This window comes from Pseudomonas sp. AO-1 (genome assembly GCF_019775695.1).
Taxonomy (GTDB): domain Bacteria; phylum Pseudomonadota; class Gammaproteobacteria; order Pseudomonadales; family Pseudomonadaceae; genus Aquipseudomonas; species Aquipseudomonas parakoreensis.
This window is the reverse complement of record NZ_CP079947.1, coordinates 3,957,076-3,978,843: the sequence shown is the minus strand read 5'-3', so window position 1 is coordinate 3,978,843 and position 21,768 is coordinate 3,957,076. Positions and strand designations below refer to the sequence as shown.

General features: G+C 62.6%; 21 protein-coding genes. 6 read left to right on the top strand and 15 right to left on the bottom strand.

The window, feature by feature from the left end; translation table 11 throughout:
- Positions 1–172 precede the first annotated feature (172 nt).
- Positions 173–1,084 carry a LysR family transcriptional regulator gene (locus tag KVQ82_RS18150; RefSeq protein WP_222015035.1) on the top strand — a complete coding sequence of 304 codons (912 nt, stop codon included), beginning with the start codon at positions 173–175 and terminating at the stop codon, positions 1,082–1,084.
- 19 nt (positions 1,085–1,103) lie between these two features.
- Here the strand turns inward: KVQ82_RS18150 and argE are convergent, their stop codons facing one another.
- The 5 genes from argE to KVQ82_RS18125 form a co-directional block, all read right to left on the bottom strand.
- Positions 1,104–2,255 carry an acetylornithine deacetylase gene (gene argE / locus KVQ82_RS18145; protein ID WP_222015034.1) on the bottom strand — a complete coding sequence of 384 codons (1,152 nt, stop codon included), beginning with the start codon at positions 2,253–2,255 and terminating at the stop codon, positions 1,104–1,106.
- Positions 2,252–2,929 carry a DUF1028 domain-containing protein gene (locus KVQ82_RS18140; protein WP_108182409.1) on the bottom strand — a complete coding sequence of 226 codons (678 nt, stop codon included), beginning with the start codon at positions 2,927–2,929 and terminating at the stop codon, positions 2,252–2,254. Before KVQ82_RS18140 ends, argE begins: the two co-directional genes overlap by 4 nt.
- A gap of 152 nt (positions 2,930–3,081) precedes the next feature.
- Entirely contained in the window at positions 3,082–3,498 is a 417-nt protein-coding gene (locus KVQ82_RS18135; RefSeq protein ID WP_003225869.1) for a RidA family protein, read from the bottom strand.
- A gap of 57 nt (positions 3,499–3,555) precedes the next feature.
- Complete coding sequence (locus KVQ82_RS18130) at positions 3,556–4,875, bottom strand: NAD(P)/FAD-dependent oxidoreductase (protein ID WP_047294907.1); 1,320 nt, start codon at positions 4,873–4,875, stop codon at positions 3,556–3,558.
- A gap of 247 nt (positions 4,876–5,122) precedes the next feature.
- Positions 5,123–5,353, bottom strand: a complete 231-nt coding sequence (locus KVQ82_RS18125) for a hypothetical protein (protein ID WP_222015033.1) — start codon at positions 5,351–5,353, stop codon at positions 5,123–5,125.
- A gap of 40 nt (positions 5,354–5,393) precedes the next feature.
- Between KVQ82_RS18125 and KVQ82_RS18120 the strand changes: the two genes are divergently transcribed.
- Entirely contained in the window at positions 5,394–5,762 is a 369-nt protein-coding gene (locus tag KVQ82_RS18120) for a lysozyme inhibitor LprI family protein (RefSeq protein ID WP_052510566.1), read from the top strand.
- Positions 5,763–5,799: 37 nt separating this feature from the next.
- Here KVQ82_RS18120 and KVQ82_RS18115 read toward each other — a convergent pair whose 3' ends face one another.
- The 5 genes from KVQ82_RS18115 to KVQ82_RS18095 all read right to left on the bottom strand — a co-directional run bounded on the left by KVQ82_RS18115 (position 5,800) and on the right by KVQ82_RS18095 (position 11,976).
- Positions 5,800–7,929 carry a TonB-dependent receptor gene (locus KVQ82_RS18115; RefSeq protein ID WP_222015031.1) on the bottom strand — a complete coding sequence of 710 codons (2,130 nt, stop codon included), beginning with the start codon at positions 7,927–7,929 and terminating at the stop codon, positions 5,800–5,802.
- Positions 7,930–8,128: 199 nt separating this feature from the next.
- Positions 8,129–9,673 (bottom strand): class I SAM-dependent methyltransferase, encoded by a 1,545-nt coding sequence (locus KVQ82_RS18110; protein ID WP_222015029.1) that lies wholly within the window; start codon positions 9,671–9,673, stop codon positions 8,129–8,131.
- A gap of 290 nt (positions 9,674–9,963) precedes the next feature.
- Positions 9,964–10,458 (bottom strand): PaaI family thioesterase, encoded by a 495-nt coding sequence (locus KVQ82_RS18105; RefSeq protein WP_222015027.1) that lies wholly within the window; start codon positions 10,456–10,458, stop codon positions 9,964–9,966.
- Positions 10,459–10,466: 8 nt separating this feature from the next.
- Complete coding sequence (locus KVQ82_RS18100; RefSeq protein WP_047294881.1) at positions 10,467–11,624, bottom strand: GGDEF domain-containing protein; 1,158 nt, start codon at positions 11,622–11,624, stop codon at positions 10,467–10,469.
- 103 nt (positions 11,625–11,727) lie between these two features.
- Positions 11,728–11,976 (bottom strand): hypothetical protein, encoded by a 249-nt coding sequence (locus tag KVQ82_RS18095; protein ID WP_047294879.1) that lies wholly within the window; start codon positions 11,974–11,976, stop codon positions 11,728–11,730.
- 170 nt (positions 11,977–12,146) lie between these two features.
- Here KVQ82_RS18095 and KVQ82_RS18090 point away from each other — a divergent pair, with 170 nt between their 5' ends.
- From KVQ82_RS18090 to KVQ82_RS18080, 3 genes are all read left to right on the top strand, one after another.
- Positions 12,147–12,791 carry a hypothetical protein gene (locus KVQ82_RS18090; protein ID WP_041062703.1) on the top strand — a complete coding sequence of 215 codons (645 nt, stop codon included), beginning with the start codon at positions 12,147–12,149 and terminating at the stop codon, positions 12,789–12,791.
- 86 nt (positions 12,792–12,877) lie between these two features.
- The gene (locus tag KVQ82_RS18085; RefSeq protein WP_222015025.1) at positions 12,878–13,219 is read left to right on the top strand and encodes a hypothetical protein; all 342 of its coding nucleotides are present in this window, start codon (positions 12,878–12,880) and stop codon (positions 13,217–13,219) included.
- A gap of 217 nt (positions 13,220–13,436) precedes the next feature.
- Entirely contained in the window at positions 13,437–14,390 is a 954-nt protein-coding gene (locus KVQ82_RS18080; RefSeq protein WP_222015023.1) for a helix-turn-helix domain-containing GNAT family N-acetyltransferase, read from the top strand.
- A 45-nt stretch (positions 14,391–14,435) separates the two neighbouring features.
- Here the strand turns inward: KVQ82_RS18080 and KVQ82_RS18075 are convergent, their stop codons facing one another.
- From KVQ82_RS18075 to KVQ82_RS18055, 5 genes are all read right to left on the bottom strand, one after another.
- Positions 14,436–15,440 (bottom strand): XdhC family protein, encoded by a 1,005-nt coding sequence (locus KVQ82_RS18075; protein WP_222015021.1) that lies wholly within the window; start codon positions 15,438–15,440, stop codon positions 14,436–14,438.
- 11 nt (positions 15,441–15,451) lie between these two features.
- Positions 15,452–16,804, bottom strand: coding sequence for a cytochrome c (locus KVQ82_RS18070; protein ID WP_222015018.1), 1,353 nt, complete (start codon positions 16,802–16,804; stop codon positions 15,452–15,454).
- Positions 16,805–16,821: 17 nt separating this feature from the next.
- Positions 16,822–19,074, bottom strand: a complete 2,253-nt coding sequence (locus KVQ82_RS18065) for a xanthine dehydrogenase family protein molybdopterin-binding subunit (RefSeq protein ID WP_222015016.1) — start codon at positions 19,072–19,074, stop codon at positions 16,822–16,824.
- Complete coding sequence (locus tag KVQ82_RS18060) at positions 19,074–19,529, bottom strand: (2Fe-2S)-binding protein (protein WP_027613020.1); 456 nt, start codon at positions 19,527–19,529, stop codon at positions 19,074–19,076. Before KVQ82_RS18060 ends, KVQ82_RS18065 begins: the two co-directional genes overlap by 1 nt.
- 89 nt (positions 19,530–19,618) lie before the next feature.
- Positions 19,619–20,551: an AraC family transcriptional regulator gene (locus tag KVQ82_RS18055; protein ID WP_222015012.1), complete on the bottom strand. Its 933-nt coding sequence runs from the start codon at positions 20,549–20,551 to the stop codon at positions 19,619–19,621.
- Positions 20,552–20,711: 160 nt separating this feature from the next.
- Here KVQ82_RS18055 and KVQ82_RS18050 point away from each other — a divergent pair, with 160 nt between their 5' ends.
- A complete protein-coding gene (locus tag KVQ82_RS18050) occupies positions 20,712–21,761 on the top strand; it encodes an NAD(P)-dependent alcohol dehydrogenase (protein ID WP_041062671.1) in 1,050 nt (349 codons plus the stop codon).
- Positions 21,762–21,768 lie beyond the last annotated feature (7 nt).

Sequence of the window (21,768 nt, the reverse complement as noted above, 5' to 3'; positions counted from 1 at the left end):
ATCCCCGATGGGCTGCGAAGCGGCCCCTCTTTTGACTTTAGAAACAGGGGCCGCTTCGCGCCCCATCGGGGATAAATCCCCTCACCACAGAACCCCCTAACTACAGATAAATGTCCTGACAACAGATAAATCCCCTCGCCACAAAGCGTCGTCTCATTTGCAGAGGTTTTATATGGCCGCCTACAACCTGCGCCAGCTCAAATACTTCGTCACCACCGCCGATTGCGGCAGCGTGGCCGAAGCCTCGCGCAAGCTCTATATCGCCCAGCCGTCGGTCTCCACGGCGATCAAGCATCTGGAAGAAAGCTTCGGCGTGCAGCTGTTCATCCGCCATCACGCCCAAGGCGTGTCGCTGACGCCCAGTGGCTCGCGGTTTTATCGCAAGGCGCTGGAGTTGCTGCGGGTGGCGCATGAGTTCGAGCAGAACGCGCTGGCGGACAACGACGTGGTCTCCGGGCAGATCGATATCGGCTGTTTCGAAACCGTCGCGCCGTTGTACCTGCCGCGCCTGATCGCCGGGTTCAAGCAGCGCTGGCCGGGGGTGGAAATCCGTATTCGCGACGGCGAACAGCAGGAACTGGTGCAGGCACTGACCGCCGGCAGCATCGATGTCGCGATGCTGTTCGAGCACGACCTCGACAGCACCATCGAAACCACCTCGCTGATGCCCCCGCAGCAGCCTTACGCCTTGCTGCCGGCCGACCACCGCTTTGCGCAACAGGCGAAAGTCTCGCTGCACGATCTGGTGCTGGAGCCGATGATCCTGCTCGACGTGGTGCCGAGCCGTACCTATTTCGTGAGCATCTTCGAAGAGCGCGGACTGGCCCCGCACATCGTTTTCAGCTCACCGTCGATCGAGATGGTGCGCGGCATGGTCGGGCGCGGTTTCGGCTTTTCGATTCTGGTGACCCGACCGTTCGGCGAGTACACCTACGACGGACAGAAAGTGGTGTGCGTGCCGCTGGTGGAAACCGTGACTGGCTCGGGCCTGTCGGCGGCCTGGCTGCGCCGGGTGCAACTGACCAAACCGGTGCAGTTGTTCGTCGATCACTGTCGGGAGGAATTGGCTCGACTGTACGCCTGAACGTACGTCGAGCCGTGTTTCAAGCGCGGATAAAGGCCAGCATCCGTTGCAGCATCGCATCACAGGCATCGAGTTGCGCGCGACTGACAAACTCGTCCGGTTTGTGCCCCTGATCCATGCTGCCGGGACCACAGACCACGGTGGGAATGCCCGCCGCATCGAACAGCCCGCCCTCGGTGCCGAACGCCACGGTGCCGAATTCCCGTGAACCGCAGAACGCCGCGATCAGCTCCGCCGCCTGACTCTGCGCATCGGTGGCCAGGCCGGGATAAGCCGACAGTTCGCTGAAACGAATCGCGCTGTGTTCGCTGACCGCCCGCATGCGTGGCAGCACTTGCTGCTCGGCGTAGGCCTGCAACTGCTGCGCGACCTGGGCCGGATCCTGTGAGGGCAGGGCACGGATTTCGAAGTCGAAACGGCAATCGGCGGGGACGATGTTCAAGGCCTTGCCGCCGCTGATCACTCCGGTCTGCACTGTGCTGTAGGGCGGATCGAAACGGCTGTCGTGCTGCTCGGGCGCCTTCAGTTGTTGGCCGATGCGTCCCAGTTCGCCGATCAGCTCGGCGGCGTACTCGATGGCGTTGACCCCCAGCGGCGCGTAGGCCGAATGGCACGGATGCCCGTGTACGTCGCAGCGCATCGCCAGTTTGCCTTTGTGGCCGAGCACCGGTTTCAGTTCGGTGGGTTCACCGATGATGCACAGCAAAGGTTTGACTGGATGTTGTTCCAGCTCGGCGAGCAACGAGCGCACGCCGAGGCAACCGACTTCTTCGTCGTAAGACAGGGCAATGTGCACCGGCATGCGCAATGTTGCTTGCACCAGCGCCGGCACCAAGGTCAGCACGCAGGCGATGTAGCCCTTCATGTCTGCGGTGCCACGGCCGAACAGCTTGCCGTCACGTTCGCTGAGTTCGAACGGCGCTACGGTCCACGGCTGGCCGTCGACCGGCACCACATCGGTGTGCCCGGAGAGCACGATGCCCGGTCGCCCGGCCGGGCCAATCGTGGCGAACAGATTGGCCTTGTTGCGCTCGGCGTTGTAGATCAGCTCGCACGGTACGTCGAAGCCTGCGAGGTAGTCGCGCACGAACTCGATCAATTGCAGGTTGGATTCGCGGCTGGTGGTGTCGAACCCCACCAGCGTCTTGAGCAACGCGGCGCTGTTGCTCATCGATCATCTCCGGCAACGCCATAGCCCGGTGCCTTGGCCGGGTCGAGCGCGCGATCGATGTAGTCCTGCAGCTGCGGCTGATAGGCGTCCCATAGTTTTTGCAACTCGCCGATCGGATTCTCGTCGGCCCAGTCGACCCGCAGATTGACGATCGGCCAGGTCTGTTCGCCGACCACCACCACCGCTGCCGAATGCACTGGCCCGGCTTCGCCACCGAGGGCCTGGGCGGCGTGCAGGGCCTTGAGCAAACGGTCGGCCAATTGGCCTTCGCCGTCTTCAAAGGCGCTGACCATTGCTTCGATCACCGCGCGCCCGGCGAGCATGTTGCCGGCGGCCACGCATTGTTCGCCGCAGACGGCGTTGTGCACGCCGAGGGTTTGCGCACCGCTGAAATGCGCGGTCTGGCCGAGGTGGTTGATCGCGGTGATCTGCCGGTACTGGCTATAGCCGTTGCGGGTCAGCACCTGGTCCAGCGCCGCATCGGGCGCGTGACCTTGTTCCATCAGCGCGAGGACTTCCGGGCCAAGGGACGGCAGGGTGATGTTCTGGCTCGACACCGCGCCAACCCCCGGCAGCAGCCACGGGCAACGCGCACCGACGGCGATGCTGGAGGAACTGATGGCGACACCGAACTGGCCGGTTTCGGGGCAACGGGCTGCGATTGAAAAGGTCATGGTCTAACTCCTTTCGAGGAATTTGTTGTCCTTGCGGGCCTCATCGCTGGCAAGCCAGCTCCCACAGTTATTGGGTTGGTCACAAAATCTGTAAGCACCTCAAACCTGTGGGAGCTGGCTTGCCAGCGATGGCCGCGACGCGGTGCGTCTGATTACTCGGGAATCACCGCCACCACATCAATCTCCATCAGCCACTGCGGCTGCCCGAGTGCCGACACCACCAGCCCGGTGGAAATCGGGAACACGCCTTTGAGCCACTTGCCGACTTCCTGGTACACCGGCTCGCGGTAGCGCGGGTCGATCAGGTAAGTCGTGGTCTTGACGATGTGGCTCATGTCGCTGCCGGCTTCTTCCAGCAGTTGTTTGACGTTGCGCATTGCCTGTTCGGCCTGCGCGCGCGGATCACCGAGGCCCACCAGATTGCCGTCGAAATCAGTGCCGACCTGACCCCGGACATACACGGTGTTGCCGGCACGCACGGCCTGGCACAGGTCGTTGTCCAGGGTCTGGTTTGGGTAAGTGTCTTTGGTGTTGAACATACGGATGCGGGTGTGAGTTGGCTTGCTCATGTACAGCTCCAGACTAGGTATTCAGCGGCGCAGAAGCACCGCCGCGAAAGTAGGCAATCAAGCGTCGACGGTGTCGGCGGCTTTCGTGTTGGCGGTCGAATGCAGGGCGGCTTCACGCTGCTCGGCATCTTTGTAATCAAGGTATTTGCGCTGGGTGGCGATGTGGTCGGCCACGTGTTTGGCGTCATGCCAGACGCCCCAGATAAACGACGAACCGCGTCGCGACTGCCATGGCAAGCCGAGGAAATACACCCCCGGCTCGCTGGACACGCCGCGCTGGTGCTGCGGTTTGCCCTTGTCATCAAATGCCGCGACTTGCAGCCAGGAATAATCCACGGCGAAGCCGGTGGCCCAGATGATCGAGGTGATCCCGGCTTCGGCCAGATTCAGATCGAGCAGCGGATTTTTCACGCACTCCGGATCTGGATAGGTCTCTCGCGCTTCAGGTTCTTGTGGCAGGTCGAGGCCGTTGCGCTCGATGTAGGCATCGGCGGCATCCAGCAAGGCGAGGTAGTTGTCATCGCCACGTTTGAGGTTGTCGACCAGGTCCTGCTTGAAGGTCACCACGCCGTTGTTGAACGACTCGGTCACGCCGACCAGGGTCATGCCACGATGGGCCAGACCCCGGAAATCAATGGTGCGCCCGCCATGCGCGCCGCTGACCGCGATGGTCACGTGTTCGCGACCGGGTTTCATCGCCGCCTGATCCCACTCGCCGAGCACCCCCAGCCACCAACAGAAATCGCGGTTGCGATAGGCACGCGGCGGACGGTCGTGAGCGCCGACCGAAAGGTAAACCTGTTTGCCGGAACGCTGCAGTTCATCGGCGATCTGCACGCCGGACGAACCGGCACCGACCACCAGCACTGCGCCGTCGGGCAGTTGCTGCGGGTTGCGATAGTCAGCGGAGTGGATCTGCAACAGACGCGGGTCTTGCGGTGCAATCGGCGGGATCACCGGACGCTGGAAAGGACCGGTCGCCGCAACCACCCGGCTGGCCTCGATCACGCCCTCGGAGGTCTCGACAGTGAAGCCCGGACGCCCGACATTGCGCACCACGCTTTTGACCTCGACGCCGGTGCGGATCGGCGCGTTGAATTTCTTCGCATAGGCTTCGAAATAGTCCGCGACGCGCTCCTTGGGGGCGAAACCATCGGGATCGACGTCATCGAATTCCAGCCCCGGAAAGCGGTCGTGCCACGCCGGACCGTTGGCCACCAACGAGTCCCAGCGCCCGCTGCGCCAGCGTTCGGCAATGCGGCTGCGCTCCAGCACCAGGTGCGGTACACCGAGTTTGCTCAGGTGCTCGCTCATCGCCACACCCGCCTGTCCGGCGCCCACGACAAGCGTGTCTGTTTTTATTGTTTCAGTGCTCATTTGTACATCCTTCCTGGCAAGGCAAGTGGATTCGGATCGCTTCAGGCTTGTCCGTTTTGCTTGCGGTCAGACTAGGCAGGAGGGGGGTATCGGTAAAATATTATTAAGCTGGGATGTGAATACAAATTGCTGAAGCAGAAGGGGTGAAGCCAGTAAAAACGCGGCTTGCAGGACAGGGGGAGGATCGTCCCGGGCAGGAAAACCCGGGACAGGAAGGTGAAAATTCACTCTTAGAGGGGGGCGTCCGTCAGTTACCGTCGGCGACCTTGCGTTCGATCGCATCGGACCTACGCTTGAGTTCCTCGGCCTCCTGTTCCTTGGTGCGGATCGAGGTCGGCGTCAGCACCTCGTCCACAGCTTTGGTATCGTCGTCGCTGTCCTGCAGATCCCGGCGAACCACATCCACCGGTTTGCCGGCAGCGTCGAGCGGAGGCGCGTTATGAGGGGTTGCGGGCTTGCGGTCGTCAGTGTTTTTCATTTTCATACCTCCATTGGCTTACAACGTTGGATACGACGACATGACACGAGTTCGAGAAATTTCACGGGTGACCGCCGCGGCCCTCGGCTGTGCGCTGCTAATCGCTGCCAATTCAGCACACGCCGCCAGTTTCGACTGTGCCAAGGCCAAAGCGGCAGACGAGAAAGCAGTCTGCGCCAACCGCTCGCTGAACGACCTGGACGTGACCATGGGCGAGCTGTTCAGCCTCGACAAACGCCTGCTGCCGATGGGCGGGCGCGACGCGCTGATCGGCGAGCAGCAGGCTTTCCTGAAACGCCGCAAGGCCTGTGGCGCGAAGGTCGGTTGCTTGACTGAGCTGTATCAGAAGCGGGTTGACGCGCTGCGCAACATCATCGAGACGCGGGTGATGACGCAGGGGCCGTTTTGACCCGCTGTTTGTTGCCGCTACGGGTCAGATCCTGCGGTCAGAGCAAATTCCACGACACCCCGACATAAACCCCCAGCCCTTCACCCGGCGTAGACCGCGCCGCATCCAGACCCTTGTCGTCATACCCCGGCGTGACTGTCGCGGCGTAGTGCTTGTTGGTTAGGTTGCGCAGGTCGAGCCAGGTTTGCCAGTCGTTTTTCGGCGCGTTGTAGCCGACAGTGGCGCCGAACAGTGCGTAGGGATCGGCGTAGTAGCTGTTGGCGTAATCCACCGCGACTTTGGATACCAGTTGCGTGTTGATCGCCGCGAAGAAGCCTTGTGGCCAGTCGTGGCGCAGTTCGCCCTGGTAGTAGTGCATCGGCAGGCCGGGCAGGCGGTTGTCGCCAAAACGCTTATCGTCGCGGTAGTGGAAGTCGCTGAAGGTGTAGGCCTGACGCAGGCTCAATTTACGTCCGTCGGCGGCTGACCACAGCGTGCTTTGCAAGCTGGCTTCGACACCCTGATGCACGGTGGGGCTGGCGTTGAGTTCGTACGGGGTGACGGCGTTGGCGTCCGGCAGCACCGACAGCAATTCGTGGCGCACCTGCGCGTAGTACCACGCCAGGCTCCACTGGCCGAGTGTGCTGTCGCCGCGACCGCCGAGTTCGAGGGTGGTCGCGGTCTGGTTCTGCAGTTTGATCGGATCGCTCTGGGTGCCGGTCGCCGCACCGTTGCCGGCCGGGAAGCGGATGTTCGAGCTGTAGATCAGCGACCACGGGTGCGGTGCTTCGACCGAACGGCTGAGGTTGCCGAACAACTGCAGGTCCGGCGTGACCTGATAGCGCAGGCCCAGACGCGGCGCGTAGTCCCAGTCGCCCAGGCTGGTTTTGCCGCCGTTTTGCGGGTAGGTGACGGCGCTTTCGCGGCGGGTGTAGAGGGCGGCGAGGCCGGTGGTCAGCCACAGGTCGTCGGCGATTTCCAGGTCGTTGCCGACGTGCAGAACGGTGTCCGAACCCTGATAGGTGAAGTTGCGCATGCGGGTGCCCGGCGCATACGCGGCGGTGTTGCCGGACGGGATGCGCACGAATTCACTGGCGCCGTCGTTGGGCAAATGTTTGGTGGTGCGCAGGCCGATGGTGCTGCGGCTTTCCATGCCGAACAGGGTGTCGCGGCGCTTGTAGTCGAACGTGCCGCTGACGTCGGTGTAGGCCACTTTCAGACGGTTCGGGCCTTCGCGCAGGTCCATCGGGTAGTCGTGATAGACCAGGCCGGTCTGAATGCTCGAATCGTCGTCGATGTAGTAGGTGGTCTTGTTGCCGATGAAGGTGCTGCCCGGTTGTTTGCGACTGTCGTCGCGCGCCACGTAAGCCGGGTTGGCCGCCCGTGGCGTGTGCTCGATCGAATGCTTGGTCACACGGCCGGCGAGGTCGTTGTCGGTCTCGCGGTAACGGAAATAGAAGCGGGTCTCCAGGTTCGGATTGAAGCGATAGCCGAAGTTGGCGATCACGCCCTGGCTCTCGCTGGCGGTGTGATCCTGATAGCCGTTGGCGTTCGCGTCGGTCAGCGACACGTAGTAATCGAAGTCGCCCAGCACTTGCCCGGAACTGATCTGACGCTGCTGGTAACCATGGCTGCCGGTGGCATAGCGCACCTGCAATTTCGGCGCGTCGTAGCCGGTGTGGCTGACGTAATCGACGGCGCCGCCCAGCGCCAGCGCACCACGATCAAAGCCGTTGGCGCCGCGCAGCACCTCCACATGGTCGAGCCACAGCGGTTCGAGCAATTCGTAGGGCGTGCCGCCGGGGCCGGTCAGCGGCAGGCCGTCGAGCATCGTGTACAACCCCGAAGCGTGCGCGCCGGGTGCGCGGTTGATCCCCGAACCCCGGATCGAAATCTTCACCCCTTCGTTGCCCGCCGACTGCGCGTAGACCCCCGGCTGATACGCGAGGACGTCCTGATTGCTCGCCACCCGGCCCTGCAACGGCTGACGCATGTCGACCACATTGCTGCCGCCGGGCACTTGCGCCAGACGCGCTTCGGCCTCCGCCACGGAGGCATCGGTGCCACTTTGCTCGTCAGCGGAAATCAGCACCTGGCCCAGCTCCATGCCTTTGGGTTCCTCGGCCATGACCGGGCAGGCGAGGGCCAGGCCCAGCAGGGCAGAGGGCAGGGATTTGGGCGACGGCATCGAGAAACTCCAGACAGACAGGGACGGGCAATGAACAGTGCGACGCCAGAAGGAACGATGGAAACACATGGCAATTTTGCTTTTTCGCCGGGGAGTCAGGGATGGAAGTGCTGGAGGTCAAGTCCGGAGACGGCATTCATGGCCGCCAACGCAGACGACCGGCCGCTGGTGATCGCGGCCAGTCGTTCGGGGGGAGGGGTCAGGCAATCTTCAACGCCATGAGAATGTCCAGCGGTGTCTGGGCAAATGCCCGGGCCTGCTCAGTCATCTCGGCAAGGTTTTCTTCGGCGGTGAGCAGCGGCTGGTCACCCCTGAGCAGCACTTCGCCCTGTTCACCGATGACGGCCCACGCCAGTTGCGCCCAGTCTTGCGGGTCAGTCATGCCTTGTTTGAGCGAAATCAGGAACAACTGCTGGACGCGGCTGACTGCCACGCCACCGCCGGTGACCGGGCTGGCCAGCACCTGAATATCGCTGTTGAACAGCGCCCGCTTGCACAGTTGCAGGTTGAGGGTGTCGCAATGTTCCTGCACCTGTCTTTCAGCGGCTTCGCTCTGGCACGGGGCGGCGACGCCCATGCCGATCAGCACGGTGACAGCCTGCACCAGGTCGTCGTAAGACACGGAGCCCACAGCCATCGACAACTGCTGCAGGGTCTTCGCGGCATAGGCATTGGCTGCGAGCGCTGCGAGCACCGGGCTGTAAATCTCCGCTTGCAGCGAAGCCGCACCGGCCGGACCCGTGACGGTGTCGGGAATGTTTTCAATGGCTTGCAACAGGACAAAACGGCTTCTCAGCAGGGCATCGCGCTGTTCGGCGGCAGACAGACGATTGGCACCGCGTACGTACAGATCCCGGCGGAAGTTCTGATTGATGAAGTAGTCGCGCGCCTGTTCGCGCATGACTGGATGCTCGATCCCCTGCAGAAAGTCCATGCCTTCTGCACTCAGATTCAGCGCTGCAACGGTATCCAACGGCACGGCGGTCGCGGCGTAGTCGAGTTTGGCCGCCGCCATGGCGTCGACCACGTCGGTGAAATACATGCAGTTCCAGTCGCGATTGAAGTACTCATGGGCCACGTACTGACGATTCTGGCCCTTGATGCTCTGCAACTGGGCACCGAGAGCCGGCGCCGTTCTGGCGTACTTCGGATTGGCCGCCAGCAGCGCTTCGGAAAATTGCATCGCGGCATCGATACGTTTGGCCGGGCTGGTGGAGGCATGGCTGGCAAAGCGGTTATGCAGACTGAACAGATTGCGCAAGGGCGCCGAAGGCGACCAGCCCGGGAAACAGTTGTAGCTGACATACAACAGGCCGCCGGGTTTGAGGTGACGGCGGGCGAATTCGACGATCAGTTGCTGATTGTCGCGGCTGACCCAGGTCCAGATGCCATGCAGGCTGATACTGTCGAAGGCCGGCAGGTCATCCCGGGCCAGCAGTTGCTCGAAACTGTCGTCATACAGGCGGGCCTGGCTGTTCCAGTCGCTCGCCAATGCAATGGCATGCGCGGCCTGGGATGGCATGAAATCGGTGCCGACGTAGTTTCCCGGGTTGGCGGCGGCATGGATGTTGATCGACACACCCTGGCCGAAGCCCAGTTCGCAGTGGTAGCCAGCGGCACTCTCCAGCGTGGCAAAGCCGCGCAACAATAGGCAAAAACGCTGGAACACCGGATTGATTTCCCGGCTATACGAGTAGGTGTAGCCCTCGTCGGTGAAATACCCTTCGTTCCAGGCATTGCTCATGGGTGCATCCTTCAATTCGCGAGTGAGAGCCGCTCTTATAAGGGTTTGGTAATGTGCACCACAAGCGGAAAAACATGTAGGTGAGTCTTACGATTGCCGAGGCGTTTAGACGTCTGTCTGCCATCGCTGCTGTGGGCCGCAAATCGGTCATGCAGTCTTTCGGGCCAGCGCGCGGGTTAATTCGAGCACCATACCCTGTAGGAGCTGCCGCAGGCTGCGATCTTTCGATGTTGATCTTTAAAGTCAAAAGATCGCAGCCTGCGGCAGCTCCTACAGGGGCGCGTGTAAATTCAGCGCCCGTGCGCCGCGTCCGCCAGTTGCCCGGTATCGACCCGCACGAACACCGAATCACCCACCGCCGTCAGCACTTCCCCGGCGTACACCTCGCAGATCACCCGGGTTTTGCGCCCGACATCGCCTTCGACCCTGGCGCGCAAGGTCAGGGTGACGCCCATCGGCGTGGGTTTGATGAACTTGAGGCCAAGGTTGCCGGTGACGCAGTCGATGCGCGGCAGGCTGCCCGGGGCACGCTGTTCGGCGCGGTAGTGGTAAGCCATCGCGGTCCAGTTGGAATGGCAGTCGACCAGCATTGCCAGCAGGCCGCCGTATACCAGGTCTGGCCAGCCGCAGTATTTGTCTTCCGGCAGGTGTTCGGCCATGACGTGCACGCCGTCCTCGTGCCAGTAGCTTTTGACGTGCAGCCCATGCGGGTTGCGGCCGCCGCAGCCGTAGCAGATGCCTTCGGGGGCGGCGAGGTCTTGCAGGGGAGTTTCGGAACGGGTCATGGGGCTGGTCATCCTGAAGGGGTGATTCCGGTCAGGCGCAGGCGGTTGCGCCCACCGCGCTTGGATTCATAGAGCGCGGCGTCGCCTTGTTCGATCAATGCCGCGAGACTGGCCGGCGGCTGGTTGAATAGGGTGGCGCCGATGCTTAACGTCACCGGCTCTGGTGTCGGAAATGCCTGGGCGGCGCTGCGGTGAAACTGATCGCGCAGGGCGTCGCCCAGTCTGACGACGTGATCACTGGGCGCGTTGCTCAGCAAAATCACGAACTCGTCGCCACCCAAACGGGCGGCGAGCGTCTCATCGGAAGTCTCGGCGCGGATCATTTCACTCAAGGCCACCAGCAAACGGTCGCCGGCGCTGTGGCCGTACTGATCGTTGACCGATTTGAAGTTGTCGATGTCGATCAGCAGCAGGGCTCCCGGATGCGCCGGGGAGACGTCTTGCAGCAAGCGCGGCGCGCGCACATCGAGGGCGCGGCGGTTGTAGAGAGCGGTCAGCGGATCACGGGCGGCCAGTCGGGCGATCTGTTCCTCGCGCCGGTAGCGTTCGGTGCCGGTCATCGACAGCGCAATCAGCATGATCGCCATTGCGCCTTCGACCAGCGAAATCTGAATGATTTCACCCCGGAACGCCGCCAGATCGATCAGCGTGCCCGGGATCATCACGGTCAGGGCCTTGGCCACATAGAACAGCCCGTGACCGAGCAACACGTAGCGCAGTTGCACCGCGCCGACGCTCAGCGAGCTGCCGTGGGGGCGCAGCAGCAGACTGGCCTTGAGCGTCGAGGCGGCCACCAGCAGCGAGTTGGCGGCCAGCATGACTTTCGACCACAGCGGCCCGTCCGGCAACAACAGCATGACCAGCCAGCTGACGAAAATCAGGTACCAGGCCGGGGATAGACGGATCTGCGTGAAGCGCGCCACCCCCAGCAAAAACAGAAAGTGCGCGGTCACCAGCAAGCCGTTGGCGAACCAGATGCCGATCAGCAGAAAACCGTTGCTGCGCAGCAGGGCCAGGGTGGAACCGATGGTGATGGTGGCGAAACCGGCGCTCCAGAACAGCAGCGAAGGCTCACGAATGCTGCGCCACTCGACCGCCAGATACAGCGCGGCGGCGGCTGCGAGAGCGATCGAAATGGTCAGCATCGTCAGTGGGTCGAGCGGCATTTCCGGGGGAGCCTGTCAGAAGGTCGGTAGGGCCGGCGATTGTAAGCGTTCGGGGCCGTTTTGGCAGGCTCCGCACGCTGATGTCATGGCCGGGCGTTCGCCGTCATGACTGTGGCGCGAGCCAGGTGTCGACGACCCGCCGATCCAGTTCTTCCCAATAAGCCATGCCCAGCACTCGCGTGGTGTTCAGCCCGCGCAGATAGCCACGCAGCTGATTGGCCGTATCGCGTTTGAGCTGCACATCGGTGATGTCCTTGTCCAGCAACACGTTTTCGTACTGCACCAGGTATTCCGCCACCCGCTCGCGAAAGTCGGGCAAAACCGCGTCGCGGATCAGGTCAAAGGTTCTCAAAGCGGCGTCCTCACTGTTGTTTTAGTCATTAGAGATGAGCATGGATCAAACGTTATCGTCGGTAACTATCGCTAGAAGTAATAGTGACCATCACGAAACGCAAGTTCAGCTTTGCAGGCAATAGGCGGAAAATTGCCTTCATTGAAAACGCAGCTCAAGGAAATTGCGCGATGAAGACACTGACCCGACTGGCGCTGACCGCTCTGCTGATGAGCGGCATGGTAGCCACGGCACCGTCTTACGCAGACGACGCTTGTGCGTGTCATCTTCAGCCAATCGCCGGCAGCAGCGCGACATTGCAACATTCACAGACCGTGGGTGTGCTGTACAGCGAAAACACCCGGGAAAACCTGCAATACCTGACGCGCTACCACGACATGGCGTTGCACGGCGCCAAGGATGCGCTGGATTCGCGAATTCGTGCAGCCTTTGTCAGCAGCTCCGACCCGGAACTGGCCATCGATTGGTTGCTCAGCTCGCTGCAGCGTCATTTTTCGTCGGTGACGGTTTACGACAGCCTTGATGCGCTGATTCAGGCACACCCGGACATTGTGGTGAAACTCGACACCTTCAACCGCTTGCTGACCCAGCAAAACAGCCTGTACGAGGCGCATTTCATCGCGCGTTTCTACGATGCCGACCTGCAGTACATCGGCAAGGCCGAGGGCTCGGTGGAGAAACAGATTCCGTCGGTCTGGGTACACGACAAAGCGGCGCAGGAGATTGCCGCGCAGATCGAGCAGCAACGTGATCTGCAACTCAATGCCTTGAAGCAGTTCGATGCCTCGCTCAAGGCGCTGGTGGCTTCCAGCTGAACACTCAAAACCAAAAGGGCAGCGGCGGCGCCGTGACGCTGAACCGTTGCCGGATGAACCGGACTTTTATTTTCAGGATTACACCGATGCGTACTTTTTTTGCCCCGACCCTGGCGGTTGCCTCCTTGCTGCTCGCCGGTTGCGCCTCCGCACCGAACGACCCGACGCTGACCTTGCAGACCAACAAGACTCCGGCGCAATACGCCGATTGCGTGGTGCCCAAGCTGCAGAGCAGTGCGCTGAACCCGACCGTCTCGCAGACCCAGCGCAGCTACCGGATCGTGGTGCCGAGCAAGGTGTCGGCAGACAACGTGCTGGAAGCCTACAAGGCCGGCAACGGCGGCAAAGTGTTCATCTATGAGCGCCACTTGCTGGCTTCCAATTTCCTGCCTTCCAGTTTTGAACGCGCTGCCCAGGATTGCATCTGACCCGGCCGCGCAAACCGTTCTGACCGAGCTCCTTTGGTTGGCCGCAACCAACCAATACTTTGCCCCGCACCTCATTCGGTAGCGGGGCTTTTTTTGCCTGACATTTGCTGCTCTGGTGATGTCGGCACGCTAGCGTTTGCCCGGCGTGGTTGGCTGCTTGCGTCGGTGTGGGGGAATATGGTTGTATGGTACAACTAAATTTCAGCAGTGATGTGTCATGAGTGTCCCTACAGCCTTGATCGAAGAAATCCGTACAGCGTCGCGCACAATGGTGCGTGAGTTCGGTTTCCTGCGCGCCACCCTGGCGGCGACCGACTATTCAGCCTCCGGCGTGCACGCATTGCTGGAAATCGAGGCCGGGGACGGCGTCAGCGCTGCACAACTGGCGCAAAGCCTTGGTCTGGAAAAGTCCAGTGTCAGCCGCATGGTCGGCAAACTGATCAAGGCCGGGGAGATCGAGGAGCGCGCCGCCGAGGACGCCCGGGTCAAGCATCTGCACCTGACGGCGCAGGGCCGGCAGACCGTCGCCGACATTCATGCCTACGGCCGGGCGCAGGTCAGCAACGCACTGAACACGCTCAATCCGTCGCAGCAACAGAGCGTGGCGCAGGGCCTTGCAACCTACGCCCATGCGCTCAAAAGCATCCGTCTGGGCGCTGACCAGCGACTCGCGCCGAACCTGCACATCAGCGCCGGCTATCGCCCCGGGCTGATCGGCCGCGTGGCGCAAATGCATGCGGATTATTATTCGCGGCATTCCGGTTTCGGCGCGATCTTTGAAAGCCGCGTCGCCAGTGAAACGGCGGAGTTTGTCGGGCGCCTCGATCAGCCCTGCAACCAGATCTGGGTGGCGATGCTTGATGAGCGCATCGTCGGCTCGATCGCAATCGACGGCCAGGATCTGGGCAACAATCAGGCGCATCTGCGCTGGTTTATCCTCGACGACGGCTGCCGCGGCAGTGGCGTCGGCCGGCAGCTGCTGAGCGCGGCAGTGGAGTTTTGCGATCAGCAGGGTTTTGATGCGATTCAGCTCTGGACCTTCAAGGGCCTCGACGCCGCGCGCCGACTGTACGAAGCCGCCGGGTTCGAATTGACCATGGAAGAGCAGGGCAGCCAGTGGGGCAGCGTGGTGACGGAGCAGCAGTTCACCCGTGCAGGCGCCTCACGTTGAAGGTTGATTCAGCGTCATCACGCAGGTGCTGAATGTATCCGCCAGTCAGGCTTCCTGCGCCTTGGCGCTGGCGATCGAAAAAGCCTTCGGCAAATTGGCGCCATTCTTCGCGGCCAGGATCTCGGCCATCACGCTGACCGCGATCTCCGCCGGTGTCTTGCTGCCAATGTAGATGCCGATCGGCCCGTGCAGGCGCTCGAGTGATGCCTGGGTCTCACCAAAATGCTCGATCAGACGTTCGCGGCGCAGCTGACTGTTGCGCCGCGAGCCGATGGCGCCGATGTAAAACGCCGGGCTGTGCAGGGCCTCGAGCAGTGCCAGATCGTCGAGTCGCGGATCATGGCTCAAGGCGACGATGCAGGTGCGCAGATCGACCGCGAAGTCGCGCACCACGTCGTCCGGCATGCCAATAATGCGCTCCACACCGTCCACCGCCCAGGTGTCGATGTATTCGGCACGCGGGTCGCACACGGCGACCTTGAAGCCGTTGAACAGCGCCATGGTCGCCAGATACTCGGCCAGCGCGCCGGCACCGATCATCAGCAGCCGATACCCCGGCCCGAGGGTATTGCGCATCTGTTGGCCGTCAAAACTGAATTGCTCAGGAGTTGCCGTGGTTTCCAGCGTGACGCGACCGCTATCCAGTGCCAGGCAGCGGCGCACCAGTTGCCCGGCATCCAGTTGCAGCAGCAGTTGGTCCAGCACCTGCCATGAGGGATTGAACTCAAGAATCAGCTCAAGCGTGCCGCCACAGGGCAAACCGAAACGATGCGCCTCGTCGGCGCTGACGCCGTAGCGCACCACCTCGGGCGCACTGTCCTTGAGGCCGCTGCCGCCCTGCGCGGTGGTGTAACGATGGATCAGATCGTCCTCGATGCAGCCGCCGGACACGCTGCCGACCACCCGACCGTCGTTGCGCAAAGCCATCATCGACCCTGTCGGGCGCGGCGAAGAGCCCCATGTGCGCGCGACCGTGGCGAGCAACACCTGCTCGCCGGCGGCGAGCCAGTCCCGCGCGGTGCGCAGGACCAGCAAGTCGATGCTTTCCATCAAACGTTCCTCTAACGCATTTGCAGGATGATCGGGCTGCTGCTGGCCGGATCGGTACGTTCACGCAGCTTGTTGACCGCCTGCGCTTCAATGGCACCGCCCTGATTGCCCCAGGTGCTGCGCATGAAGGTCAGCACTTCGGCGATCTCTTGATCCGACAACTGCTCACGGAAGGCCGGCATGCGATAGGCGTCCGGTACTCCGGCGGCCACCACCCGTTGCGAACCGTTGAGGGTGATGTTGATCGCCGAAGCACTTTCCTTGGCCAGTGCCGACGTGGCGCCGGCCAGCGGCGGCATCCATTCCGACTGGCCCTTGCCGTCCAAACCGTGGCACGAAGCACAGCGCGTGACGTAGGTATGGGCACCGGGCGCGTCCAGACGTTCCGTCGCCGAAACCGCTTGGTACTGCCATGGCTGGCCGTCGCGCTGACGGTCCCCGGGCAATGACTTGAGATAACGGGCAATCGCGGTCAGATCGTCATCGCTCATGAACTGCGTCGAGTTGTTGAACGCCTCGGTCATTGAGCCATAAACCACTGCATGTTTGTTACGCCCGGTCTTGAGGAACTGCACGATCTCCGGTTCGCTCCAGCGACCCAGGCCGGTGTTGTGATCATCACGCAGGCTCGGCGCGTACCAGCCATCGAGCAAGGCGCCGGCGAGGTACGGCGTGGCGGACTCCTCCAGAGCCTTCTCGTTGAACGCCAGACCGCGCGGCGTATGGCAACTGCCGCAGTGTCCTGCGCCTTGAACGAGATAAGCGCCGCGATTCCACACGGCATCCTGCGACGGTTTGGCCACGTAAGGTTCGGTATCGGCAAACACACCGTTCCACAGCGCAATCGGCCAGCGCAGGTTCAATGGGAAAGGAATCGCACTCGGGATATTCGCCTGCTTGACCGGTGCCACGCCTTTCATGAAAAACGCGTACAGCGCGCGCACATCGTCGTCACTGAGCTTGGCGTAGGACGGGTAGGGCATCGCCGGGTAGAGACGGCGGCTGTCGGGTGCCACGCCGTGGCGTAGCGCACGGTCGAAGTCCGCCAGGCTGTAGCGACCGATGCCGGTTTCCGGCTCCGGGGTGATGTTGGTCGCGTGGATCGCGCCCAGTGGTGTGGCCATTTCCAGGCCGCCAGCGAACGGCGCACCGCCCGGCACGCTGTGGCATGCCACGCAATCGCTGAGTCGGGCGACGTATTCGCCACGAGCCACCAGCGCCGGGTCGATATCGGCCACGGCGATGTGGTTGTTTTCAAGGCGCGAGACAGGCTCGCGGGTGACATACCAGGCCAGCAGGCCTGCCGCGACCAGGCACGGCACTGCCAGCCAGCCTGCGGTTCTTGCGAATCGGCGGTTATTCATGGACGCTCCGGCGTTGATCAAGTGAAGGTGTGGCGGCTCATGGGCAGGCTGCGCACCCGTTGCCCGGTCAGCGTTGCCACCGCATTGGCGACGGCGGGTGCGACGGCGGGCAGCGGTGGTTCGCCGATACCGCCCATTTTTTCCCCGCTCTCGACCACACGCACGTGGACCCGGGCCATCCGCGCAGGCGGCAGGATCGGATACAAGTCGTAGTTGCGCGCACGCGGTTTGCCATCAATCCACACGGCTTCCTCCACCAGGGTTTGCGACAGGCCCAGCGCCACCGCGCCATTGACCTGCGCTTCGACAATCGCCGGGTTGACGATGCTGCCGGGGTCGATTGCCTGCCAGATGTCGTGCACCTTGACCTGACCGTGCTCGATGGAGACCTCGGCGATCACCGCCGTCTGGGTACCGAACGGCGACGCCATCGCCACGCCTCGCGCACGTTTGCTGCCGTCCGCCGCGGTGAACGGCCCACGCTTCCAGCCACCCGACAGCTCGCCCACTGCGTGCAGCAGCGTGGTCAGTCGCGGGTTGTCGCGCAGCAGATGCACGCGCAGTTCGAACGGGTCCTTGCCGCCCTTGTCGGCCAGTTCGTCAAGGAACGACTCATAGAAGAAATCGTTGAGCGAATTGCCCACCGAACGCCAGTAACCGAGCATCGCCGGGCCTTTGGCGTAGATCTGCGCGATGCGCTTGTTGGGGATTGCATAGGACTTGCCCGACAAGCCTTCAAGCGCCGTCGGGTCGAGCTTCTCACCCTGTTTGCCGGCCAGCGCCTCGGTCGGTCCTTCGGTGGCGCTGATCGCTTCGATTGCCAGCGGCCAGCCGTCGTTGTCCAGCGCGGCGCGGAAATTCACCGCGGCTACAGGACGCAGCACGTCGCGCAGGAACTCTTCCTCGCGGCTCCAGATCAGTTTGACCGGGCGGCCAACCGCCTTGGACAATTCAATCGCCTGAGGGTAGGGACTGGCGGCGTCGTAGAGGAAATGCCGACCGAAGAAGCCGCCCAGCAATGGCGAATGCAAGGTGATGCGCGACGGGTCCAGTCCGGTGCGTTTGGCGATGTCGGCACGGAACATGTCCGGCGCCTGATTCGGCAGCCAGACTTCCAGTGATCCGTCGGGATTGAAGCGGGCCAGCGCTGACGGCGGCTCCAACTGGCCGTGGTTCAGATACTGGTTGTGGTAAGTGGCGTCAATCCGCGTTTTGGCGCTGGCCAGAATTGCAGCCACGTCGCCTTCATTTTCATCATCCCTGGCCGGGCCTTTGTCTTCAGCCAGGCGCTTGAGCCAGGCATCGCTGGAAAAGTCTGCAGGCATCGGCCGTACCTTGCTGTCGGCCGTGGGTTCCTGCCAGTCGACCTGAATCGCTTCCACTGCACGTTTGGCGTGCCACCAGCGCTCGGCGACTACCGCCACGGCACCCGGCAGGCGATGCACGGAATGCACGCCTTTCATCGCTTTGACCTGCTCTTCGTTGCGCAGGTTGCCCACGGTCATGCCCAAACGCGGGGCGTGCTGAACGGCGGCATGCAGCATGTCGTCGACCTTCAGGTCGATGCTGTACAGCGCCTTGCCGGTGGACTTGTCGTAGGCATCGACGCGCTTCACCGGTTTACCGATCCAGCGGAACTGGCTCGGATCACGCAGTTGCACCGAGGCCGGATCGGGAACCGGCAGATCCATGGCGTGTTCGGCCAGTTCGCCGTAGGCCAGCGAGCGGCCCGACTTGGCGTGCACGACTTTGCCGGGTTCGGTAGTCAGTTCGCTCACCGGCACCCCAAGTTTCTGCGCGCCCGCCTGCAGCAGCATGGCGCGGGCGAGGGCGCCGAGGCGGCGCATCACCGGGTAACTCATGCGCACCGACATGCTGCCGCCGGTGATGCGCATGCCGTTCTCCATCACTACATAGGCTTCGCCGGGGGGCGCGGCTTCTACCAGGAACGTCGCCGGGTCGGCATCCAGTTCTTCACCGACGATCTGCGCCATCGCGGTGAACGTACCTTGTCCGCCTTCCATGAACGGGCACAGCAGGCGCACGCGGTTGTCCGGGCGAATTTCCAGAAACGCCGGCACCTGCGTGCCGCGTTCGGCAGTGGCCGACGCCGCTGCCGCTTGCACGCGCGTCGTGCCCAGCGGCAGGCCGAAGCCGAGCACCAGTGCGCCGACGGCGGTGCCGGCCAGAAAGCGTCTGCGCGACACATTGATCGGTTCGTGCAGCGTCAGTGCTGAGGCTTCCTGAGCAGGATCGATACGCACGTTCATCAGGCGTCTCCCTTGCCGGCCAGCTCATGCACGGCGGCATGAATGGCGTTGTACGTGCCGCAGCGGCACAGGTTGACCATCGCCGCTTCGATCTGCGCATCACTCGGCTTGGGGTTCTGCTTGAGCAGCGCCGTGGCGGCCATCACCTGCCCGGACTGGCAGTACCCGCACTGGGCGACCTGCAGATCAACCCAGGTCGAGACCACCCGTTTGCCCACATCGTCGGCCTCGATCGCCTCAATCGTGGTGACCTCGCGACCGACCACGCCGGCCACCGGCGTGACGCACGAGCGCACCACGTTGCCGTCCACCAGCACGGAGCAGGCGCCGCACTGCGCCAATCCACAGCCGTACTTGGTGCCGGTCATGCCCAGGTCATCGCGGATCACCCACAGCAGGGGCGTATCGGCGTCGGCATCGACCTGATAGGTTTTCTGGTTGATTCGTAGTTCCATGGTTCACCCGCTCGATCATCGGTTGACGTGCATTTTTATAAGCGGTGAAACGCTGCGTGGCGCCTCATCGGTAAAGCGTGTTCTTTTGCTCAACTGGCCGTATTGCCCAGCGCTTCTGCGGCGAAGGGGTCGCCACGCAGCAGCGCGATATCACGACTGGGTGCGGTGCCATACAGGCGCGCGTATTCGCGGCTGAACTGCGAGGGACTTTCATAGCCGACCGCAAACGCCGCTCGCGAAACGTCCAGACGCTCCATCAACATCAGCCGGCGCGCCTCGTTCAGTCGCAGCCACTTCTGGTACTGCAGCGGGCTCATACCGGTGAGCTGGCGGAAGTGGTGGTGAAAGGTCGGTGCGCTCATCAGCACCCGCGCCGCCAGCTCATCGATGCGCAGCGCCGCGCTGTAGTTGACCTTGAGCCAGTCGATGGCTTTGGCGATGCGATAACCCTGGCCATCGACGGCCGTGATCTGCCGCAGCCGCGCGCCTTGATCGGTATGGAGCAGGCGATAGTGGATTTCCCGCAGCACCAGCGGCGCCAGTACCGGGATCGCTTCAGGCTCGTCGAGCAATGCCAGCAGGCGCTCAAGCGCGCCTTCCAGCGCGGACGACATGCTGCCAATGCCAGCGCCCGCGTTCATCGACGGCTGCCGTTTCGCAGGCAAGCCACCTTTGCTGAGGATTTCGGCGAGCATGCCGACATCCAGTTTCAGCACCAGCCCGACACAGGGCTGTTCGGGGCTGGCAAGCATCACTTCGGAATTGGCGGGCAGATCCAGTGAAGTGACCAGAAATCGCGAAGGGTCATAGCGGTAACCCTCACCGCCGACCCACAAGCGCTTTTCCCCACGGCCCACCAGAATCAGGCTCGGCTCGATCATGCACACAGCCGGTGGCGCCGGCTGATCGCGACGAAACAGCGACAGGCCGGGTATCAGCGTGGCGAAGTCGCCCGCTACGCTCACGCGCGGGTCAATGTTCAACGCCAAAGGTGATGCGTGGCGCAGCGGGGTAGGGATCATGTCGGACAACTCCTGTTGATCGAACTCTAATCCGCTGCACAGCCGTTTCCTATACACCACCCCGCAACCTCAGAGGATCAGGCAAGCATTCAAGAGGAATGCACTAGGGCGGAGGTGAATCGACCGGGAGAATGTGTCAAACCATTACAGGAGAGCCACCATGCAAGTCTTCGCTTATGGCGCCCATGCGGGCGACAAACCGCTTGAACCTCTGCGCATCACCCGTCGCGATCCCGGCCCGGAAGACGTGCAGATCGAGATTGCCTATTGCGGTATCTGCCACTCCGACCTGCACCAGGTGCGGGCCGAATGGGAGGGCACACAATATCCTTGCGTGCCCGGTCACGAGATCGTCGGTCGGGTCACCGCCGTAGGCCAACAGGTCAGCGGCTTCGCTCCGGGTGATCTGGTCGGCGTCGGCTGCATTGTCGACAGCTGCAAACATTGCGAAGAGTGTGCCGAGGGTCTTGAGAATTACTGCGACGGCATGATCGGCACCTACAACTTCCCGACTGCAGATGCGCCCGGCTGGACCCTGGGCGGTTACTCGCAAGCGATCGTGGTGCACCAGCGCTACGCATTGCGGATTCGTCATCCTGAAACTCAACTGGCTGCGGTGGCGCCGCTGCTGTGCGCGGGCATCACCACCTGGTCGCCGCTGCGGCACTGGAACGCCGGCCCCGGCAAAAAAGTCGGCGTGGTCGGCATCGGTGGTCTGGGCCACATGGGCATCAAACTGGCGCACGCGTTGGGCGCGTACGTAGTGGCGTTCACCACGTCCGAATCGAAACGCGAGGCCGCGAAAAGCCTCGGCGCCGATGAGGTGGTGGTTTCAAGCGATGCCCAGCAAATGGCCGCGCACCTGAAAAGCTTCGACCTGATCATCAACACCGTGGCCGCCCCCCACGACCTCGACGCCTTGCTGGTGCTGCTCAAGCGTGACGGCGCGATGACGCTGGTGGGGGCACCGGCGTCGCCGCATCCATCGCCGAACGTGTTCAACCTGATCATGAAGCGTCGCACCCTCGCGGGATCGATGATCGGCGGTATTCCAGAGACTCAGGAGATGCTCGATTTCTGTGCCGAACACGGCATCGTCTCGGACATCGAGCTGATCCGTGCCGAGCAGATCAACGAGGCGTACGAGCGCATGCTCAAGGGTGACGTCAAATACCGTTTCGTGATCGACAACGCGACGCTGGCACCGTGAAAAACAG

What these genes read in the sequence shown, in the direction of transcription:
- KVQ82_RS18150 (WP_222015035.1), top strand. Translation starts at nt 173, where the DNA reads ATGGCCGCCTACAACCTGCGCCAGCTCAAATACTTCGTCACCACCGCC.
- argE (WP_222015034.1), bottom strand. Translation starts at nt 2,255, where the DNA reads ATGAGCAACAGCGCCGCGTTGCTCAAGACGCTGGTGGGGTTCGACACC.
- KVQ82_RS18140 (WP_108182409.1), bottom strand. Translation starts at nt 2,929, where the DNA reads ATGACCTTTTCAATCGCAGCCCGTTGCCCCGAAACCGGCCAGTTCGGT.
- KVQ82_RS18135 (WP_003225869.1), bottom strand. Translation starts at nt 3,498, where the DNA reads ATGAGCAAGCCAACTCACACCCGCATCCGTATGTTCAACACCAAAGAC.
- KVQ82_RS18130 (WP_047294907.1), bottom strand. Translation starts at nt 4,875, where the DNA reads ATGAGCACTGAAACAATAAAAACAGACACGCTTGTCGTGGGCGCCGGA.
- KVQ82_RS18125 (WP_222015033.1), bottom strand. Translation starts at nt 5,353, where the DNA reads ATGAAAAACACTGACGACCGCAAGCCCGCAACCCCTCATAACGCGCCT.
- KVQ82_RS18120 (WP_052510566.1), top strand. Translation starts at nt 5,394, where the DNA reads ATGACACGAGTTCGAGAAATTTCACGGGTGACCGCCGCGGCCCTCGGC.
- KVQ82_RS18115 (WP_222015031.1), bottom strand. Translation starts at nt 7,929, where the DNA reads ATGCCGTCGCCCAAATCCCTGCCCTCTGCCCTGCTGGGCCTGGCCCTC.
- KVQ82_RS18110 (WP_222015029.1), bottom strand. Translation starts at nt 9,673, where the DNA reads ATGAGCAATGCCTGGAACGAAGGGTATTTCACCGACGAGGGCTACACC.
- KVQ82_RS18105 (WP_222015027.1), bottom strand. Translation starts at nt 10,458, where the DNA reads ATGACCCGTTCCGAAACTCCCCTGCAAGACCTCGCCGCCCCCGAAGGC.
- KVQ82_RS18100 (WP_047294881.1), bottom strand. Translation starts at nt 11,624, where the DNA reads ATGCCGCTCGACCCACTGACGATGCTGACCATTTCGATCGCTCTCGCA.
- KVQ82_RS18090 (WP_041062703.1), top strand. Translation starts at nt 12,147, where the DNA reads ATGAAGACACTGACCCGACTGGCGCTGACCGCTCTGCTGATGAGCGGC.
- KVQ82_RS18085 (WP_222015025.1), top strand. Translation starts at nt 12,878, where the DNA reads ATGCGTACTTTTTTTGCCCCGACCCTGGCGGTTGCCTCCTTGCTGCTC.
- KVQ82_RS18080 (WP_222015023.1), top strand. Translation starts at nt 13,437, where the DNA reads ATGAGTGTCCCTACAGCCTTGATCGAAGAAATCCGTACAGCGTCGCGC.
- KVQ82_RS18075 (WP_222015021.1), bottom strand. Translation starts at nt 15,440, where the DNA reads ATGGAAAGCATCGACTTGCTGGTCCTGCGCACCGCGCGGGACTGGCTC.
- KVQ82_RS18070 (WP_222015018.1), bottom strand. Translation starts at nt 16,804, where the DNA reads ATGAATAACCGCCGATTCGCAAGAACCGCAGGCTGGCTGGCAGTGCCG.
- KVQ82_RS18065 (WP_222015016.1), bottom strand. Translation starts at nt 19,074, where the DNA reads ATGAACGTGCGTATCGATCCTGCTCAGGAAGCCTCAGCACTGACGCTG.
- KVQ82_RS18060 (WP_027613020.1), bottom strand. Translation starts at nt 19,529, where the DNA reads ATGGAACTACGAATCAACCAGAAAACCTATCAGGTCGATGCCGACGCC.
- KVQ82_RS18055 (WP_222015012.1), bottom strand. Translation starts at nt 20,551, where the DNA reads ATGATCCCTACCCCGCTGCGCCACGCATCACCTTTGGCGTTGAACATT.
- KVQ82_RS18050 (WP_041062671.1), top strand. Translation starts at nt 20,712, where the DNA reads ATGCAAGTCTTCGCTTATGGCGCCCATGCGGGCGACAAACCGCTTGAA.